Raw genomic sequence first — 18,769 nt, 5'->3', positions numbered from 1 at the left:
AGCTATATTAAAATGAGGTGTGCCCTTTTTTCTTTCTCCAATCTCGTTTTTACAATACTTTTTGATTAGATCTTTCTGCTTTACACACATCAGTGGAGTTCATTCAATATTAGCGGCACTTCAGTTTTACAAAAAAATCAATTTCATTCTGCCCTTGATTTCCAGTCTTTATTTCAATATATTTAAGTTGATATTTTTAAAGCTAGCGTAAGAATTATTTTATTCTTGATCAATAGCCAAAAAGTCTGACCCCAATATTATTCGATTTGCCCAGCAGATCGGCAATGGTGATATAATTGAAAAATCAAGAAAACACTAAAGAAACCACGCCTCTCAAAGCAAGTGCCCACATGCTAGAAGAGGAGAATGTCGTCTTTGCTACTGAATATAAGCAGCCACCTCCATTGGTATTTGTTGCCGATCCGGAGCATGTCAAAGAAAAGAAAGAAGAAAAGGAAAAAGTGGAAGAGCCCACCTTTGAGCCACAAAAAGATGTGGATCAGGATTTCAATGTGACTGAGGATTCAATCTCACAAAGTAGTCCTGAATTGCCAGTAACCATTGTACAACCTAAAAAGGAGGAGCCAGAAAAAGAAGAAGAGTTAAAGGAGTCAGAATCAAGTCAACTTTTATTTGCAGCTGCTGGTGCTGATCCTCCAGATGAATACAACGGTGAAAATATTGGAGGTGGGAATGATGGAGATGATGACCCAGACTCTGTATCCACTCCATCTCAAATGAAACCTGGTGTTCCCTTAAATGATGGCGAAGAGGCATCCGCTCATCATGACATACCGGATCAAGTAAAGGCGAAGATGGAAAGTACCATTGGTCATAATTTTTCCAACGTTAATATACATACCAATTCAAACAAAGCATCAGAAGTCGGTGCACTAGCTTATACTCAGGGAAAGGACATCCATTTTGCACCAGGACAATATAATCCGAACTCATCTACTGGGCAGGAGTTACTTGCACACGAATTGACCCATGTAAAGCAACAAGCTGAAGGCCGGGTACAACCTACCACTCAAGCCACTAACGGTATGTCAGTTAACGATGATCCGGCCCTGGAAGCAGAAGCAGATCAACTTGGTGCAAAAGCTGCACACTCAGCTCTACCGGCTCAAAGGAAGAAAGAATCAACCGAAATATTTGAGGGAAGTAATGGGTCAACAGTTAATCAGTTGAAGACCATACAATTACAAAATGCGCCTGCTCAAGCTCCGGCGCCTGTGCCCGATTCAGCAGTGATAAAGTCAGGTTCTACAACCATTGTGCATGAAGAGGAGTTTTACGAACTTTCGGGTAAATATAGAGAAGTTGTCAATGAGCTGGTAAAGGAGGGTGAAGACGGAAGTATTTCTACCAGTTTTGACGATATAGCGACCTCCAGTAAAGATGGAAAAAAAGCCCAGGTGGATTTGACAGTGAAGATTGTCAAAAAAATGCCTAATTGGACTGATTTACCGAAGGTGAAGGAACTTGCCAATGATGAAAATGAAGTAAACAGGCAATATTACCAAAATATCGTCAATGCCTGGAATAATTTCTACAGTGCGTTGGATGCACATGAAGAGGGCCATAAGGCCATTGATATAGCACATTTTACCAATTGTCACAGAAGACTGATTGCCAAGACGATAGGACAAATGGATGCGGAATTGACATCCATAGAGGATGATGCTGAAAAATTACATGAAGAATTTCACGAAGACCATGGAACACAAGAAGTAATCAGAGATGTGCAAAGACCTTACGAAGTCACTGTCGATGAAAGTGATGACGACGAAGATTCAGTACAATATAAATTGGAATCTGGAAAAACACTTGTTGACAATCCTATTCAGGCCAAGTTTGTTGACGAAACTTCTAATCTTTCCGTAGAGAACAGTATTTCAGCCCAATCCATTAATCAACAGGTAATACAGCGTGACGGGGATGGTTCAGAAGACAGCGGGGAATTAAAACTGGTGTTTCCTTTTGATATTGCTGATGCAACCACTAATGGCAGAGCAGCATTGAGCTTTCTTCAGCTTCAAAGTTTGATTGACTCACTTAAAAGAGAAATAGATGAAAATGATGATTATAATGTTAACACAGATAGATTAACAGATGCCTCTTCAGATATAACAGGAGCCATACGGACATTGACCAGAAGAGAAACCGGGGATGATTTGCAGAGAGGTGAAATCTTAATTCTACAGCCCTTCATCAATCAATATAGAGAAGATTATGACGACGCTTTCAGGTCTCTAAGATCGCAAATCATTTCCAAGACAAACTCTGCAAGGAATTGCCGTGAGATGGAACCTATGACTGCTGAGATGGCTGAAGCTAAAAGACAAGCCTATGAAAATGGAGACGATGATCTATTAGAGCGTATTAAAAGTCTGTCAGATTCTATAAAGGATTACAATGAGAAAGTTTCTAACTATGTCGGCTATGCCAGTCGTGTTAATTCGAGGATTAGAAACTCTAGTACTTTACAAAGGATAAGGTCAGCAACCGGCAGTATCGCTGATTTCGCAGACAAGGCCAGTCAAATTACGAATGCTATGCAAATTGTTGCTGATTTTGCAACAGACAGTTCCAATAGTGAGTTACATACTTCTATAAATAGAGTGCAGAGAGGACTTGATGCAATTAATTTGGGAATGTCTTTCGTAAAAGCAGTACCTGTTTTGGGTGCCCTCTGGGAGCACTATTATTATCCAGCAGCTACCGCATGTCTAACTGCGATAGGAAGGATTGCTTCCAGAAGAAATAGAGACCGAAGACTATTAACATGGATCAGCAGTAATTGGCGCTCGCCTGTACCACCACGAATTGACTCTAGCATGTCGGTTGCATTTCCTGGAGGCCAAGCAGTTTTTTCATTTCTATGGCACCTTTTCTTCGGAAACTATCATTACAGTTCGGCAGCTGAGGAGTATTTTATGGAAAATGAAACAGATACTAATGCCGGGGTAAATGAAAATATGGTTGTGACTGGCAAGTGGAATCCTTTTGTTGATAATCATATCTCGGGATTTCAAAATTGGGCATCTACTAATAAGATGGATTTATGGTTGATGTTCTATGGTGCTGATCTTCCTTTTCCCGGTACTGGTTCCATTGACGAATCTCTCGATGATTATAACGATGATGTGGCTCAACGAGCGGTTAATTTACCTTCACAAGACCATAGTCAGGTAGAGGGTAGTGATATTATCCAACGAATGGAAACAGCCTTCGGCACTTCGTTTTCTAATGTAAAGATTCATGAAAATTCCAGTTCCGCTTCGGAGAATCATGCACTTGCTTATACCCAGGGCAATGATATACATTTTGCACCTGGTCAATTTAAGCCTGATACAAAATCTGGTCAGGAGCTAATCGGCCACGAGTTGACGCATGTTGTTCAACAAAGACAAGGAAAAGTTAAGCCGACCACCCAGCTCAAAACAGGTATGCAAGTTAATGACGACCCTACACTGGAACGGGAGGCCGATGAAATGGGTGCTAAGGTTACCCAACACCTATCTGTCGCTACAAGTAAACTTACAAGCAGTTCGACTACGATGCCATCTACCTCTAGTGACATGGGTCATGATGTAACCCAGAAAAAGGACGATTCCATTCAACGAGATGAAGAAGATAGTGAAGGAGATGAAGAATTGAGGACCATTCCTGACTCCGCTATTGTTAGGACTGGAAGGACAAATATTACAGAATCTACTAATACTTACGACATAACAGGGAGCTATCGGGAAATTGGAAGTCAATTGCGGCAAGAGCAAACGGTAGATGGTGAACAGGGTGATGCGAGTATTACTAGCACTCCCTCCTACTACTATGATCCTATAAACGAAAATTCTGCTAGGGTTTTCATTGATATTGAAATGAACAAGCGGATGCCTAACTGGACTAATTTGTCACATTACAGACAACAGGCCGAAAGTCACTCTGATGAAGAACATCGAAGATATTATCGTCAAGCGGTTGCAGCATGGGAACGATTTTATACTGAGTTGGAAGAACATGAAGATGCTCACAATGCAATAGATAGAGAGCATTTTGCGAACATGCATGAGCAGCTTATCGGAAAAAATCTGACTCAAAGCGACGAGCAGATCATGAGTATTATTCAGGCAGCAGATGCGGCCAACCATGCATATCATACAACACATGGAGCTACTGAAACGATGGATTACGTGCAGGAACCGAATGAGGGTAGGGTACAGAATAATGATTCGACTTCCCAGCAGAAGTCTTCTTTAAAGGAACCACTGCAGTTACAAGAGAATTTGTCATCCCAACATCATGCAAATGCACCTATTCAAATGGTAGGAATGTATGATTCATTTACTCCTCCGAATACTACGCCAGCTGATCATGCCCGGGTCAATAGAAGAATCGCTGAAAGAGATGCCGAAAATATTAGTGAAGCAGCAAGAACCGGAAGCGTTTGGACAATCACTTCCATTACAAATTTTGGTGGAGCGACAGAATCTCAAAGACTGACATTTATTGATAAAATTTTGGAGCAAACCTGGGTGGGTCCTCTCGACGAAGGAACTCTAGAAAGAATTTGGAATTCATTTGGTGATGGTATTTCGGAAGTTGCAGGCAATAATATGACCAGATGGAACAATTGTCTTAATCGAGGAATGGATCCATCAAATATCAGGGCACTAAATACCTTAAGACGTAACTTTGAGCAGGATGTAAGAAACATTGCCAGGAATTACATCAGAGAAAATATTCGATTTGCCAGAGAAGAGCTTGAAAAGCTGGGACTTATTGATACCAGAAGTGAAGAAAACCCTTCGCAGGAATCATTAGAAGCAATAAGAAGAGAAGAATTGCAAGAATTAATGCAACAAGCTTCTGCTTTAATGGATGCAAAAGCAAGACTTCGAATGATACACGTTGGTTATGAAGAAGTGTATGAACCTCGAATGGGAGGTGAATTCGAAACACACCATATTTATTCCAGGCATTTTGATCCTTCTGGGCCACCTCCGTTGAGAACCCATCCGGATTCCCAAGCAGAACCTTCGAAAAGTTGGGAAGAAGTAAAAGAAAAATGGGACAGTACTGTAGCTGCACTTAATGCAGTAACCTCACAAAGCCCCTTGATCTATGCTGCAGTGACTGAGGGCAGCGCAACCATCAATGGTATGTCAGAGACAAATCAGGAAAGTTTTGAGGAGACTGCACGGAGGCTGCTGAACGAGCTTATTGTCAACGGAGAAGAAACGTTACCTAAGATTGATAACAATGATTTAGATTGGAAGGATTTGGTGCCCATCCATAATCAATTATATAATGGTGCGCAAACGGGATCAAGCGGAACAGACTGGAGTGACAATTTTAATAAATCTATTGCTCAGGATGTCATTGGCGATCATGAAACCACTGAATTTTGGATTTCTCTCGGTTTGGGTACGGCAGCAGCTGCTGCTTTCATTGTTTCTGAATTAGCCACTGGAGGGTTGGCCACAGGTTTCTGGATGGGTGTGGGTATCGGGCTTGGCGGTGTGCAGGCTGTTCGCTCATGGGAGCAATATGATGATTTATCTACTGCTCAAGATTCTGCTGGTAGTAATGAAAGAAGATTAGTGGAAGATGGCCAGGTAAACTCGGCATTGATATCGGCTATTATAGATACTGTTTTTGTATTTTTAGACATTGCTGTGCCTGCAGTAAAAGGAATTAGAGCGGCCAGACAAGCTGCTGCACTTGAAAGCGCACTTGTTAGTAGAAGTGCTTCAGCTTTACTTGAAAACTTCAGTGAACTTTCTGGAAGGGAAGCTGCAGAAGCAGTAAGAAGAGGAATATCCGAATTAGGAGTAGAAGAAACAGTCAGACGATCGGGAAAAACAGTTGAGGAGCTGACAACCCTTATCACATCAAATTTAGATGAAGCCGCACAAGCTCCACTTCTAAGTAGATTACGAACCTTTGAGGAAGCAGTAGTAGAAGCAGGAACCGAAACAAGTATCAGGGTCGTAGGAAATACTGCCGAGGAAGCTTGGAAGTCTGGTAAGTCGCTCCCACAAGCCTTAGCCGATATGCTTGGGGCAGTCGACGCAGGAACCATTTCAAGAGAATTTGCTGATAGACTAGCAGCTGAAGCAGTCGAGCGATTAGGGCCCGCGCAGGTATTAAGACAGTGCGGATGGGATAACCTGGTCAAAGCATTACCGGAATCCAGTATTGCAGGACAACGACTGATGCAATTTCGAGATGCAGTATATGCAGATTTAGAAGCATTTATCAGAGAAGAAGTTGGAGGTACGGTGCAGAGAACAGGCACCACCGGTAACTTTTCAAATGACATTGACATTTCATTTACTGGAGCAAAAGCAGCCGAGTCCAGGACCAGAGCGATGGAATATTTAGCAAGACGGCTGGGAGTAGAAAATAGTCCTCAAGCATTTGAACGAACACTACTCATGGGTCTATTCACAGATCCAAGAAGGATTCATGCTTATGACTTATTGCCTGCCGGAGTCAGAGAAAGATTAGCAGCCCTTCAGGCTACAAAACAGGAGCAAATCATATGGAATAGACGGGTTTGGGAGGCTTTAGAAGCGGGAGATCAAGAGTTGGTAGACCAAACCCGAACAATGATGAGAGAATTAGGAATTCCTGAATTTGCATATAGACCTCTTTCAGGAGGGGAAGTGACCAGACTTGCTCAAAGAGTAGATTCGTTGTGGGGACAGCTAGATGAGGCAGTAAGGTTGGGTGACGAGGCCGCCCAAACCAGACTAGTAGAGCAGATTGGTGATGCTCAGGCGTTGATTAATGCAGCTGAAGAGGGTGGATACTTTTCTGCTGGCGGCGTTCGTAGGTATGTTTCAGAACGTCCGGGTGAGGCAGGGTTTGGAAGACTGGGAGATGTAGCTGGAACAACGGTGCCTTCTGCCGAAAGATTAACAGCTATTATAGATCAACTTCCCAAGATGGATCACGCACTACTTCAGTTGTCGGGAGAAACCAGAGAAGTAATAGCTGGGGTCAGAGGTATTGGCAAGTATGGTTCTAGAATTGCTGAGGTGGTTGAAGAGGCAGGATTACATAATTCCGGATCATGGCAGGATCTATTAGCAAGATGTCAGGAATTGAAACGTGCAGCTGACAATGGTGGAATCGCAGCAAGGATTGACGCAGCTGGTGCAGAAGCTGTTGTGAGAGACGCCAGAAGTATGTTTAATGAAGTCATTTCAAATTCACAAAGTGTGATTAGTCAATTAAGAGCGGGCTCCACGGTGGAAGGTGTTGCAGATATTGGGAGACACATTCAAACCGTAACTCGAGGTCATGTATTTTTATTAAGAAGCGTAGATTGGACAGTGCAGAATTTGAACATTTGTGCTAGGGCAATTCGAACTGGCGTTGCATTAGGTGATATTGCTACTTATAATCCTACAGATGCCTATGAAGTTTATCAAGATAATTTTGACGATGAAGAAGTTGCGCAGCAGAAACAGGAATCTTCTACAGTCACTGGAAACATACTTTCTACCCCGGCACAATTTTCTTTAGATCAATTCCACATCCAAAAAAACTCATCTAAAGCTACTGAAATGGGAGCGCTTGCTTTTACTCAAGGCAGCAATATTCACTTTGCACCCGGACAATTCCAACCCAACACAAGGTCAGGCCAGGAGTTGATAGGTCATGAAGTTGCACATGTATACCAACAAAAAGAAGGGCGCGTTACTACAAACACAGAAGTAAATGGGACTCCTCTTAACAATGATAAGAAGCTGGAAAAAGAAGCTGATGATTTTGGAGTAACCTATGCTAATTCACTACAAGATAAGCAGGACACCCCGTCAATTGGTCTTAGGGAAGGATTCGAGCTTAATCATTCCACTACTCAAATGAAGTCTACTATTTCATCTGATAAAAATCAAGCGCCATTCTCAATAGAAAGCGAACACGAGATGAAAAACACGCATGAAACGAAATTAGACCCTTCGAGTATTCTTCCTTTTACAACTCATATTGTTCAGGCTAAAAACCCGGAAGGTAAAGAGGACCAGCCAGACCCCAATCAAATTGAAACGAGTACCGGTCATGAAGAAAGATCTCCAAATGACAATCCCTCAAGCTCGGATAACCAACCTGCTTCTTTGGAGTAATAAGTGGAACAGCAAGTAACGCTATTCTATAATCAAACGTTTGATTTCGGTCCGCCCACTTTCCTCTATTATTTTCAATAAGTAGATTCCCCCTACATCTGGAACATCTATACGTCCTAATCCACCTTGAATAGATTGACTAGATATCATTCGTCCGGATAAAGAAAACCATTGCAAAAAGACCTTACCATCATAACTGTCTTGCTGAATATACACATTAGAAGTGGCTGGATTCGGATACACTCGCCATAATTTTTGCGCGGAAAACTCATTGTCCGTCTTGACAAAACCATCGAGAGACACCTTAAATTGATCTACGGCTGCTTCAACAAGATGCCTCTGCTCTGCATCATCACTAGCTTCGAAAACAATCTGTATTCGATCATTCAATGCTATAAAGTCTGATAAATTGAGTCGAACCGCCTCTGCCCAACCATTGGTGCCCTCTGATATAGAATGCATTAAAACGGTGTCGATACCATCCGTGATCAGAATTTTAAAAGTGTCATTAGGATCAGCTCCGGAGCCGCCACCATTGAAAAACCAGGGATGGAAGCTTAGAGCAGCATCTGGAAAAGTACTCAAATCCATCGGTGGTGAGACCAACTGCGATGTTCCATCATCTACATCAAGATCACTGACTGCCCCTGATCCATTACCTGTCACGTAACAATATTCTCCAATATCCCCTTCCACATCTTCGGAAGGATTGGCAGCAACATCACCAAAATAGGTCCCGATAGGCATAGCTCGTACCCATTGACTGCGTTCATTTGGGAAAGACTTATTGTTCCAACCATAGTCAAAAATAAAGTCATCTTCATAACCTCTCTCCAGTTCCAATACATAGCTTCCATCTTCTTCAAAAGCTGTATTCAAAACCTCGTATTGATAACCCCATTGACCTGCGACAATGGTATAATCGCCAGCAGGAAATTCGCCGGCAATCGAACCCAATTGATTCGTAGTCATCTGAACATCACGACCTTTCTTGCGCAATAAGATTTCTGCTCCTGTGATTAAATCACCAGTGGTTTTGTCGACGGTTCTGATGATTTGTCGGTAAGTGGGTTGTTTTTTTAAGGTAATATTTACCTGATTGGTTTCACCATTAACCAGTGTAATGACTGTTGTATCCGTCATATAGTCTGGATGACTTGTTATCATTTCAAACTCCCCAGTAAGCAGATCTCCTATGAGGTATTCACCCTTGGGATCGGTGTGATCCAAAAGTGTTTGATCTGTTAAAACTTCAATCTCTGCGTCAAAGATTGCATCTCCCGAATCCGCATCTGAAACCACACCGGTAAGGTAGGAAGCCCTGACATAATTGGGTTGAAGAACAAATAAACCATTGGCAATATCCGAAGCCAAGATCAATCCCGAAGGTAAGAATGGATATGCACCCCAACAGTCCGGATTTTCACCCGTATTATAATGTCCCACTTCGATTATTTTTTCCGGATTCGATACATCCGATATGACAATCCCATAGTCGTACCAAGAAGTAATTAAAAAATCGTTGTGCCAGTGTGTATTGTGAGGTATGACCTCCTTATTCTGAATAGCTGATGGAACAAATACATCCACTTTTACCGGATTCTCAGGGTCACTGATATCAAATGCATCTACTGTACCATTGGGTCGTTCATCAGTTGTATAAACATATTGATTGTCCTCGCTAGACCATGCATTATGTGTAAAAAAAGTAGTGGTCTGGGCACTGCCGAGCTTGAAAGGTTCCATAATGTTCTCAATATCATAGATGGCAAATTCACCAGCAAAGATCTCAGAGGCAAATACTTTGTTATCTCTTACAAATACGTCATGGGCGTACGTTTCACTGACAATATTAATCAGTTGAGGATTCAATGGATCCGATGTGATGTCGAAGGCCAGAACTCCGCGATTGGTATTGCAACCTGCCAAAAACATGATTTGGCTGTTGGTGTCAATGTATAAGTTGTGACACTTTTGAATAGGTGTATCGTTCACAAGTGGTTGGACCATTATAGAAGTAATATTATCCGGTGCTTCTGTCATATTGATAATGGTGATCCCATCATCTCCATCATCCGCAGTAACATAAATGTATTTTCCCAAGGTTTTAATATCACGCCATATGGAAGAAGCGCCAACAGTGCTAAAAACGAGTTGTGGATCCGAAGGGTCAGCAAGACTGTATATCTCTGTGGAAGTTCTGGTCCCTATAATGGCATACTCTGTTCCATCTTCTGCAACATAACCCCAAACATCACTTAATGCTTGTTCGTTAGGCACTTGTGCCACTAATTCTAAATTAAAATCTACTTGTCCTCTTAAAACGGAAATGAATAAAATCAGGATTATACTCCAAAAAATTCTCATCAATTTTATCTTTTACTTATGATCATAGTTGTTAATCTGGAAACGCATATCAGCTCTTGCTGTTCATTTCTAATGTCAATATTCCAAACGTGCATTTTTCCTCCTAGTCTTACCGGCGAGACCTTACCAATGACCGTTCCTTTACTAACGCTCTTCAAGTGATTGGCGTTGACCTCAATACCCACGGGAAATTGCTCACTGTCCGGAGGCAAACAAAATTCGGACGCCATTGATCCCAGAGTTTCAGCTAAAACCACCGACGCACCACCATGTAAGATGCCGTACGGCTGCATGGTTCGCTCGTCCACTGGCATTTCTCCCAAAAGAAAGTCATCGCCGAATGAAATGAACATAATCCCTAAATGATTGATCATGCTTTTGTTCAGCTCGCTATTGAGGCGGTCGAGGTCAATTGCTCTTTTCCAAATACTCATGTGATCTGATTTATATTTTAATCTGCTCTTTGGGATGCTGCCAAACGGCACCTTCCAGTTTTCGAAACCATGTCAATTGCCTTTTGGCGTACCGCCTGGAATTTCTTTTGATCAGTCTCACTGCTTCCTCTAACGAAATCAAACCGTCAAAGTGCTGAAACAATTCCTGATAGCCCACAGTCTGTAATGATTTCAAATGCTTATGTGGGTATAATTCTCTGGCCTCCTGTAATAAGCCATGCTCTAGCATAAGGTCAACACGTTCATTAATTCTTTGATACAGAATTTCGCGCGGCCTGTTCAATACAATATACTTTATACTAAACGGGCGCTGTTCTAAGTTTTGTTGAACAAAAGAGGTAAATGATCGACCTGAGACCTTGATGATGCTCAAAGCTCTTACCAAGCGTCGATCGTTTTGGGTATCCACCCTGGAATAATAATCGGGATCTTTAACTACCAACATTTCCTGAAGCTCTTTCAGTGATTTACGTTCCAGTTCCTGTATAATGGATTTTGGTACTTCCGGAAATTTATTAAATCCCTGACAGATGGCAGTTATATACAAACCCGATCCTCCGGTCAATATCACTTGATCGTTTCTACGAAAACATTGACCTAAAACCCTCAAACCATCCTTTTCAAAGTCACCAGCAGAATAAGAATCATGAATGGATAGGGCGTTCACAAAATGATGTGGTACTCTTACCAGTTCAGTAGGACTTGGCTTGGCTGTTCCAATATTCATTTCTCTGTAGAACTGTCTGCTATCACAAGAAATGACTTCTAGTTTTTTTTCCTCGGCCAATTGTAAAACGACTTCTGTTTTTCCAACCGCAGTAGGCCCGGTAATCACAATAAGTTCCTTATTTTTCTGCTCCAATATTGAAATCTTTTACGTCTGTAATAGCATTGCCATGCACATAAAGATCATTTTATTATCATTGTGCAATAATAAGTTAAATGCTGTATTATATACTAAGACCACTGACACGAATTGCTTTAAAGGCGTACTTTAGAAGTATTACCATCAATGGCCTTGAGCATATGCCGAAAGATGATCCTGTGATCATTTGCAGCAACCACCCTACAGGATTCATTGAACCTTGTCTATTGGCTTGTTTTCTTCCCCGGACTTTGCATTTTCTAGTTCGTGGAGATCTTTTTGAAAGACCTTTGCTGAAAAAAATTCTGATAGCCACCAATCAAATCCCTATTTATCGGTTTCGAGATGGTTATGAGAAGTTGCGAGATAATAAAAGTGTAATGTCCATGACTTATGAAAAATTGTCGAAGGGTGGGGCAGTACTGATTTTTCCGGAAGCAAGTACCAAACAAGTAAAGTACCTCAGACCACTTAAAAAAGGTGCAGCGAGGATGTCTTTGGAGACCATGGAACTATACCCTGAATTGAATTTAAAAATTATACCGATCGGTATCAATTACTCTGCTCCGAATCGCTGGCGATCTTATGTCAACATCAATATAGGTGAGCCGATTACTCCGGTTCTGCCTTCTGACGATTATGATGTTAGAAAAGCAGTTACAGATCTCACCAGGAAGATCCAGCAAGAATTGTCCAGTTTGCTTTTGGTACTGAACAAAGGCGTAGAAGAGAAAACTTTGGACAAGGCATTGGCTTTAGGTCAATGGGAGAAGAAGGTTGGTTCCAGCATTAGAGTCACGCAAGATTCACCTGAAAAGTTTGCTCAGGAAAGACTGATCAGCAAAAGCCTCAACGTGGATAATCAACAGATCATTGAGGAAGCCCCGGTCATTGATAAGCCCATTCGAAAGCGGCTTAATGTCCTTGATTTCCTCATGGCAACTGTGATTTTTTTTCCTGTGATGCTCTTGCTAAGTATGAATGCTATTCCGGTTTTATTCGGCATTTATATGCGAAAAAAATATGTGAGAGAGCCGGAATTTCTAGCCTCCGTTTCCATTGCAGCTTCACTAGGATTATATATGATTTTATTTCCCGTTGTACTTGTGATCCTGATTTATTACTACCATTGGTATGGATTATTAGTTTTCTTTTTACCGATGTTGGGTTTGTTGGCACTCCTTGGTCGTGATTATTTGGTAAGCATCTGGGAAACGTTTAAATTGCATAGAGAAATGGGTGAACAAAAAGTTACGCTCCTTATCAAGCAGGGGGTTGATGCTATAGGTAAGATTCGCAATTCAAAATGATTCAAAAGCAAGTAAATATGAATAAGATATTGATTTTTTTTCTAGCAATGTTATGTTTTTTTTCATGCAATACTGAAGAACAGACTGCTGTAGCGTCCTCCAAAGCAGAAAGGCCTGAATATGCAATGGTCATTCACGGTGGTGCAGGTACCATTTTACGGAAAAACATGACTGAGGAAAAAGACAAAGAGTACAGAGATGCATTGACACAAGCATTGGAGATAGGTCAAAAGGTACTTGCAGAGGGTGGATCAAGTATAGACGCCGTACAAAAGACCATCAACTTTATGGAGGATTCGCCGCTTTTTAATGCAGGTAAAGGGGCAGTCTTTACCAACGCTGGTCTGAATGAATTGGATGCCAGTATCATGTATGGAAAGGATCAGAATGCAGGAGCCATTGGAGGTGTAACGAACGTCAGAAATCCGATCAATGCTGCTCGAGCAGTCATGGAAAAATCAGAGCATGTAATGCTGACAGGAAAAGGAGCTGAGGAATTTTCTAAGAAGCAAGGGCTTGAAATCGTTGATCCTTCCTATTTTAAGACGGAACGAAGATGGAAGTCACTGCAAAAGGCAAAAGAAAATGAGGAGGACATGGGCTATGAAATACAGGTTCTGAATGAAGATTATAAATATGGAACCGTGGGAGCAGTGGCATTGGATAAAGAAGGCAATATCTGTGCAGGGACATCCACCGGAGGAATGACCAATAAGAGGTACAACCGTATAGGAGATGCTCCTATAATTGGTGCTGGAACTTTTGCTGACAATACGAGTTGTGGTGTATCTGCGACGGGCCACGGTGAGTATTTTATCCGCTATACGGTAGCCAGAGACATAGCAGCGATGATGGAATACAAAGGTTCCACTTTAGAAGAAGCAGGAGAATATATTATCAATCAAAAATTAGTTGAAAAAGGCGGCAGTGGTGGCGTTGTGGCCCTTGATAAAGATGGCAATATAGCGATGCCTTTCAACTCTGAAGGAATGTACCGAGGATACGTTACTCCTACACAAAAAGTAGTCAAGATTTACAAAGATGAATAATGAAGTTGACGGCTTCATATCCCATTACAGCTCAATTGGCACTAACAGAAATTCGCGATTCTGACAAGGCTTCGATAGTCAAACATATTAATGACAAGGCCATTTATGAGAACACGCTGCAGGTACCCTATCCTTATTTTGACAAAGATGCAGATCAATTTCTGGAGTTGTGCCGGGGATTTGAAGATCGCTTCGGACATGTAGGCCAATATGCAATCAGATATAAAGGGGAGATGATAGGGGGTATTGGGTTTCTCTATGTCTATGGCGAAACTTCGCATATTGCTGAAATTGGATATTGGTTAGGCGCCACTCATCGAAGAAAAGGTATTTCAACTGCCGCGATTGAGAAGATTGCTGAAATTGGATTTGCTGAAAAGAATCTCTTCAGAATTGAGGCCAATGTTTTCGTTGACAATATCTATTCAATGAAAGCGCTGGAGAAAGCAGGTTTTGAGCGTGAGGGTCTCAGAAAAGCAAGATTTATTAAGCATGACGCCTTACTGGATGCCTACCTTTATGCAAAGATTCAGGAGGTTTAGTATAAATTGATAAATAAAGCGATGATAATGACTTTGTGTCAAGGCAAGTAGTGGAAAGAAAGCGAACAATGGCAGTATATTCTCTGTAGGAAAATAAAAAAATATATGCCATTTATTACAAACAAGAGAAACGCTAAAGAACCTGTAGATATTCATTATAAAGATTACGGAAGTGGAAAACCTGTTATTTTAATCCACGGTTGGCCTTTAAGCCACCGAGCATGGGAAGGGCAGGTGTCAGCGATCGTAGAGGCAGGATTCAGATGCATTGCTTATGACAGACGGGGATTTGGAATATCTTCCGCACCATGGGGTGGTTATGACTATTCAAGTTTAACTTCTGATTTAAGAGAGCTTATAACACAATTGGATCTGAATGATGTGACCATTGTTGGATTTTCAATGGGCGGAGGTGAAGTGGTGAGATACTTCACGGATTATGGTGATGACCGTATTTCCAAAGCAGCTTTAATCAGTTCGATCATTCCTATAGTGGCTAAGAAAAGCGACAATCCTGAGGGAGTTCCGGAGGAGGCATTGAACGATATCATGTCGGCATTGAAAAATGATAGAGTTGGGTTCCTTGAAGGATTTCATAAGAATTTCTATAACTATGAAGACAATAATGAAAAAGTAAGCAAACAAGCCTTACACTACGATTGGTCTATTGCATCATATGCCTCTCCCAGAGCGACCATTAAAAGTGCGGAAGCATGGGCAACTACTGACTTCAGAGATGAAATGACTAATGTCAATGTGCCTACTTTAATCGTTCACGGAGATACTGACCAGATTGTACCCATTGATACGGCCGGAAAGCAGGCTTCAGAAGGTATTCCTGATAATGAATACCATGTTTTTGATGATGGTCCACACGGCTTGAATTTGACACATAGAGATAAATTAAATGAAATATTGATCTCTTTTCTGAAGAAATAAGAAACATTAATTTTTCATATATTTAGAGTTAGTGTTAGCAATCTGTTGCTACGATACACTAACTCTAAATTTTTTGTACATGCTTCGAAAACCAGATCAGACCATTTCACGTACTGAGTTTTTGCAAGAGGCCAGCCTTATTGAAGATCACATTAAAAATAGGGTAGAAGAACCTTTGAAAAGTTATGTATTTGATGATCCCCACATTACGCGACCTAATCACTCTTTTTTCGACGTTCACGCCCATTCCTTTTCCATAGATCATATTCCCAAAGACTTTATTAAACTTTTAAATTGGGTTAGCAATCAAGATAAAGTCAATCTTACAGCATTGTTGAACCCCAATTTGGGAAGATTCTTAGGATTAAGAGATCCTGAAAAGGTGATCGAGAATCTAATTTCAGTCTATGATCGCTATTTTGATCAAAAGTCGATTGCACCCAAGCTGTTCATTGTCAATCTGGCTATGGATATGGAACGAGGCATTTCAGGGGCCCCGGTCTTCAATTACAAAACACAATTAGAACAATTTCTTCGAATACTGCCTTTACAGACTTCATTACTCAATACAGGTAAACGGTACCAATACCGTCAAACCATTCTTCCGTTCATTGCCATTGACCCAAACAATCCAAAAGCATACGAATATTTTATTTCAGCATTCAGAAAGGACTATAACCAGACCGGCATTCAAGAATTGAATGATCGTGCTCCGTTTATCGGCGTCAAATTATATCCCAGCCTGGGTTATTCACCTCTTGATCCGATCTTACTGGACATTTATGAAATCTGCGAAAAAAAATCCATTCCTGTTACTACGCATTGCGGTGGACTTCGGACACGTACGAACAGCAGAAAAGTTGAGATTGGTCAGCGCAAATTTCCCAATAACGTGTTGACAGATTCTAAAAAGGTAGTTAATGTACCTTCCAAAGAGGCCATGAAATCTATTTTTCTCGATCCATTGCACTGGGAGAAGATAGCCAGGCAGTTTCCTAAACTTAAGTTGAATTTGGCTCACTTTGGGGATAATGAAGAATGGGAAAAATTCAATAAAAACAGGAGGGATCCAACAAATTTTGTAGTAAAGACGCTCAAAATGATTAAGAATTTTGATCATGTTTATGCAGATATTTCCTATGCTTATTTTGATGAAAAGAACAGGGAGAAGATTCGGGGTATGATGAAACAAGAGGAGTATAAGAATAAGATTTTATTCGGCTCTGACTTTTACCTTACAGAAGTAGAGAAAGTGCGTACAAGAGAATTGATCAAAAAACTGGAGGAAAGTTTTGCCCATTATCCTGAGGGATACCATTTGCTGACCTCTGTAAATCCTTATCAATTTATATTTGGCTTATGAAAAACTTACCTGAAAATCCATTTGAATCTATTGCACTCTGTATGTCTGGAGGTGGATATCGAGCGGCCTCATTTCATTTGGGTGCTATGGCTTACCTGCATCGGGTAGGTCTCCTTGAAAATGTGAAAGCCATTTCTACTGTATCTGGCGGAACCATTACCGGTGTCATGTATGCTTATCAAAAAGAAGAGGGGAGGAATTTCGAATCCATTTACGACGGGCTGATCCATCTCTTGAAGACCAGGGACTTAATTAAGGAAGGCCTGTCCAAATTAAAAAGAGAGGGACAGTGGGATAATCCGTTCAAAAGAAGAAATCTGATCAATGCCTTTGCGGAGATATATGACAAGCATTTCACTGAAGGAAACACTTTTGACTTACTGGACGCAGATCACATGAATTCTCATCTAGAATTGGTCGTTTTCAATGCTACAGAGTTCAATCACGGCATCAATTTTCGCTTCCAGAATGACGGTGTAATGGGAAATAATTATGTAAAGGTTCCCAAAGTGGCCCATGAGGAAGTAAAGCTAAGTGATGTCATAGCTGCGTCCTCTTGTTTTCCAGGGGGCTTTGAGCCGATCGGATTTCCTGGAGATTTTATGCATGAGCGATCGAACGCCCTAGCTGAGTTGAAAGATGATAAATATCCTCAGGATGTAGGCATTATGGATGGTGGAATTTATGATAATCAGGGGATCGACGCTATCTTACTGAGTGAGAAAAGAAGGCGGAAGGTCTACGACCTGATCATTATTTCAGATGTATCATCAGCGGATATGTCGCCATTTTCATTTGAAACCCTTAAACCTTCCAGAGGCTTTCGCAATAAAAATCTGAGGATTTATCTGAAAAGCATACGCAGTATTACATTAGGTGCTATTTTACTGATCGTGGCAGTAGCTTGTCTGGCCGTCATTATTGCCTGGATTTCTGGTTTCGAAAACAATATTGGCACCGGAATCGGTATTGGTCTGGTCAGTGCGGCAACAGTCATTCTGACCATTTTTCTATGGATTCGCTATCAAATTAAAAAGAGACTAAACGATCTGGGAAGTCTGATCAAAGATAAAATTCCTTCGTTTTACTTTAATCATCTTACCAGACTCAATCTCACAGACTATAAGATAGGGGAGTATGAACCATTGGTCCTGGACCGGATCCAATCTCTTCTTAAACTTCTACAGGATGTTTTTCTTAAACAAATCAGAAGATTGAATTATGCCAAGATTTATGAGTCTGAAGTTTACGAATACAGGAGAATCTCTAACTTATCCAAAGAGTTGACAGATGAATATCTAAAGAAAAGTATTGCCAAACTCCAGGCTTTGCCTAATTGCCCGACCGATTTCAAAGCTTCCTACGATCAATTGCTAGGTGATTCCTTAGCTGAAATCATCAATGATGCGGCGTCATTTGGTACCAATCTTTGGTTTACTCAGGATGATGTACTTAATCAGATGTTAGATAAGTTGTTGGTTTCTGGCCAATTTAATATGTGCTTTAACCTTCTAGTGTATACCTTAGAACTAGAAAGCAGTTCTGATTTTTATCAGTATGAAGAAGAGAAAAGAACAAAAATAGCTGATTTGAGAGATCAACTGATTTCAGACTGGAATCAGTTTGTTAGCCAACCTTATTTTTTAATAGAATCCTCTGCCTTAAGGTCTCAATAAATTCGTTAGCAAATTTAAGTGATTTATACAATTGTGGCATAGTCCTTGCATCTACATAAACA

The 18,769-nt window shown here is 41.0% G+C and carries 10 protein-coding genes; 7 read left to right on the top strand and 3 right to left on the bottom strand.

Features of this window, described 5'->3' with window-relative positions:
* Window positions 1-296: 296 nt before the first annotated feature.
* Window positions 297-8,141 (top strand): eCIS core domain-containing protein, encoded by a 7,845-nt coding sequence (locus L2567_RS02175; protein WP_235296047.1) that lies wholly within the window; start codon window positions 297-299, stop codon window positions 8,139-8,141.
* A gap of 21 nt (window positions 8,142-8,162) precedes the next feature.
* Here L2567_RS02175 and L2567_RS02170 read toward each other — a convergent pair whose 3' ends face one another.
* Genes L2567_RS02170 through miaA form a run of 3 tightly spaced genes read right to left on the bottom strand, consistent with a single transcriptional unit; the run spans window position 8,163 to window position 11,825 of the window.
* Window positions 8,163-10,508, bottom strand: coding sequence for a choice-of-anchor B family protein (locus L2567_RS02170; protein WP_235296046.1), 2,346 nt, complete (start codon window positions 10,506-10,508; stop codon window positions 8,163-8,165).
* Window positions 10,509-10,513: 5 nt separating this feature from the next.
* On the bottom strand, window positions 10,514-10,942 hold the full coding sequence (locus L2567_RS02165; RefSeq protein ID WP_235296045.1) for a hotdog fold thioesterase: 429 nt from the start codon (window positions 10,940-10,942) through the stop codon (window positions 10,514-10,516).
* Between the two features lie 10 nt (window positions 10,943-10,952).
* Window positions 10,953-11,825 (bottom strand): tRNA (adenosine(37)-N6)-dimethylallyltransferase MiaA, encoded by an 873-nt coding sequence (gene miaA, locus L2567_RS02160; protein WP_235296044.1) that lies wholly within the window; start codon window positions 11,823-11,825, stop codon window positions 10,953-10,955.
* Window positions 11,826-11,905: 80 nt separating this feature from the next.
* On the opposite strand from miaA, the gene L2567_RS02155 reads away from it, so the two are divergent.
* The 6 genes from L2567_RS02155 (at window position 11,906) to L2567_RS02130 (ending at window position 18,707) form a co-directional block, all read left to right on the top strand.
* Window positions 11,906-13,138: a lysophospholipid acyltransferase family protein gene (locus L2567_RS02155; RefSeq protein ID WP_235296043.1), complete on the top strand. Its 1,233-nt coding sequence runs from the start codon at window positions 11,906-11,908 to the stop codon at window positions 13,136-13,138.
* Window positions 13,139-13,155: 17 nt separating this feature from the next.
* Entirely contained in the window at window positions 13,156-14,187 is a 1,032-nt protein-coding gene (locus L2567_RS02150) for an isoaspartyl peptidase/L-asparaginase family protein (protein WP_235296042.1), read from the top strand.
* Window positions 14,187-14,729 carry a GNAT family N-acetyltransferase gene (locus L2567_RS02145; RefSeq protein ID WP_235296041.1) on the top strand — a complete coding sequence of 181 codons (543 nt, stop codon included), beginning with the start codon at window positions 14,187-14,189 and terminating at the stop codon, window positions 14,727-14,729. Before L2567_RS02150 ends, L2567_RS02145 begins: the two co-directional genes overlap by 1 nt.
* 105 nt (window positions 14,730-14,834) lie before the next feature.
* Window positions 14,835-15,668, top strand: a complete 834-nt coding sequence (locus L2567_RS02140) for an alpha/beta fold hydrolase (protein ID WP_235296040.1) — start codon at window positions 14,835-14,837, stop codon at window positions 15,666-15,668.
* A gap of 79 nt (window positions 15,669-15,747) precedes the next feature.
* Window positions 15,748-17,031 carry an amidohydrolase family protein gene (locus tag L2567_RS02135; RefSeq protein WP_235296039.1) on the top strand — a complete coding sequence of 428 codons (1,284 nt, stop codon included), beginning with the start codon at window positions 15,748-15,750 and terminating at the stop codon, window positions 17,029-17,031.
* A complete protein-coding gene (locus L2567_RS02130) occupies window positions 17,028-18,707 on the top strand; it encodes a patatin-like phospholipase family protein (RefSeq protein ID WP_235296038.1) in 1,680 nt (559 codons plus the stop codon). Before L2567_RS02135 ends, L2567_RS02130 begins: the two co-directional genes overlap by 4 nt.
* The last annotated feature ends 62 nt before the right edge of the window (window positions 18,708-18,769 follow it).

Source organism: Portibacter marinus, assembly GCF_021533195.1.
GTDB lineage: Bacteria > Bacteroidota > Bacteroidia > Chitinophagales > Saprospiraceae > Portibacter > Portibacter marinus.
Note: the sequence above shows the minus strand (reverse complement) of the source record. Positions and strands in the feature narration are given on the sequence as shown.

Excerpts from the sequence above, each read along its gene's own strand:
- L2567_RS02145 (WP_235296041.1), top strand. The coding sequence starts at position 14,187 with ATGAAGTTGACGGCTTCATATCCCATTACAGCTCAATTGGCACTAACA.
- L2567_RS02130 (WP_235296038.1), top strand. The coding sequence starts at position 17,028 with ATGAAAAACTTACCTGAAAATCCATTTGAATCTATTGCACTCTGTATG.
- L2567_RS02165 (WP_235296045.1), bottom strand. The coding sequence starts at position 10,942 with ATGAGTATTTGGAAAAGAGCAATTGACCTCGACCGCCTCAATAGCGAG.
- L2567_RS02150 (WP_235296042.1), top strand. The coding sequence starts at position 13,156 with ATGAATAAGATATTGATTTTTTTTCTAGCAATGTTATGTTTTTTTTCA.
- L2567_RS02170 (WP_235296046.1), bottom strand. The coding sequence starts at position 10,508 with ATGAGAATTTTTTGGAGTATAATCCTGATTTTATTCATTTCCGTTTTA.
- L2567_RS02155 (WP_235296043.1), top strand. The coding sequence starts at position 11,906 with ATGCTGTATTATATACTAAGACCACTGACACGAATTGCTTTAAAGGCG.
- L2567_RS02135 (WP_235296039.1), top strand. The coding sequence starts at position 15,748 with ATGCTTCGAAAACCAGATCAGACCATTTCACGTACTGAGTTTTTGCAA.
- L2567_RS02140 (WP_235296040.1), top strand. The coding sequence starts at position 14,835 with ATGCCATTTATTACAAACAAGAGAAACGCTAAAGAACCTGTAGATATT.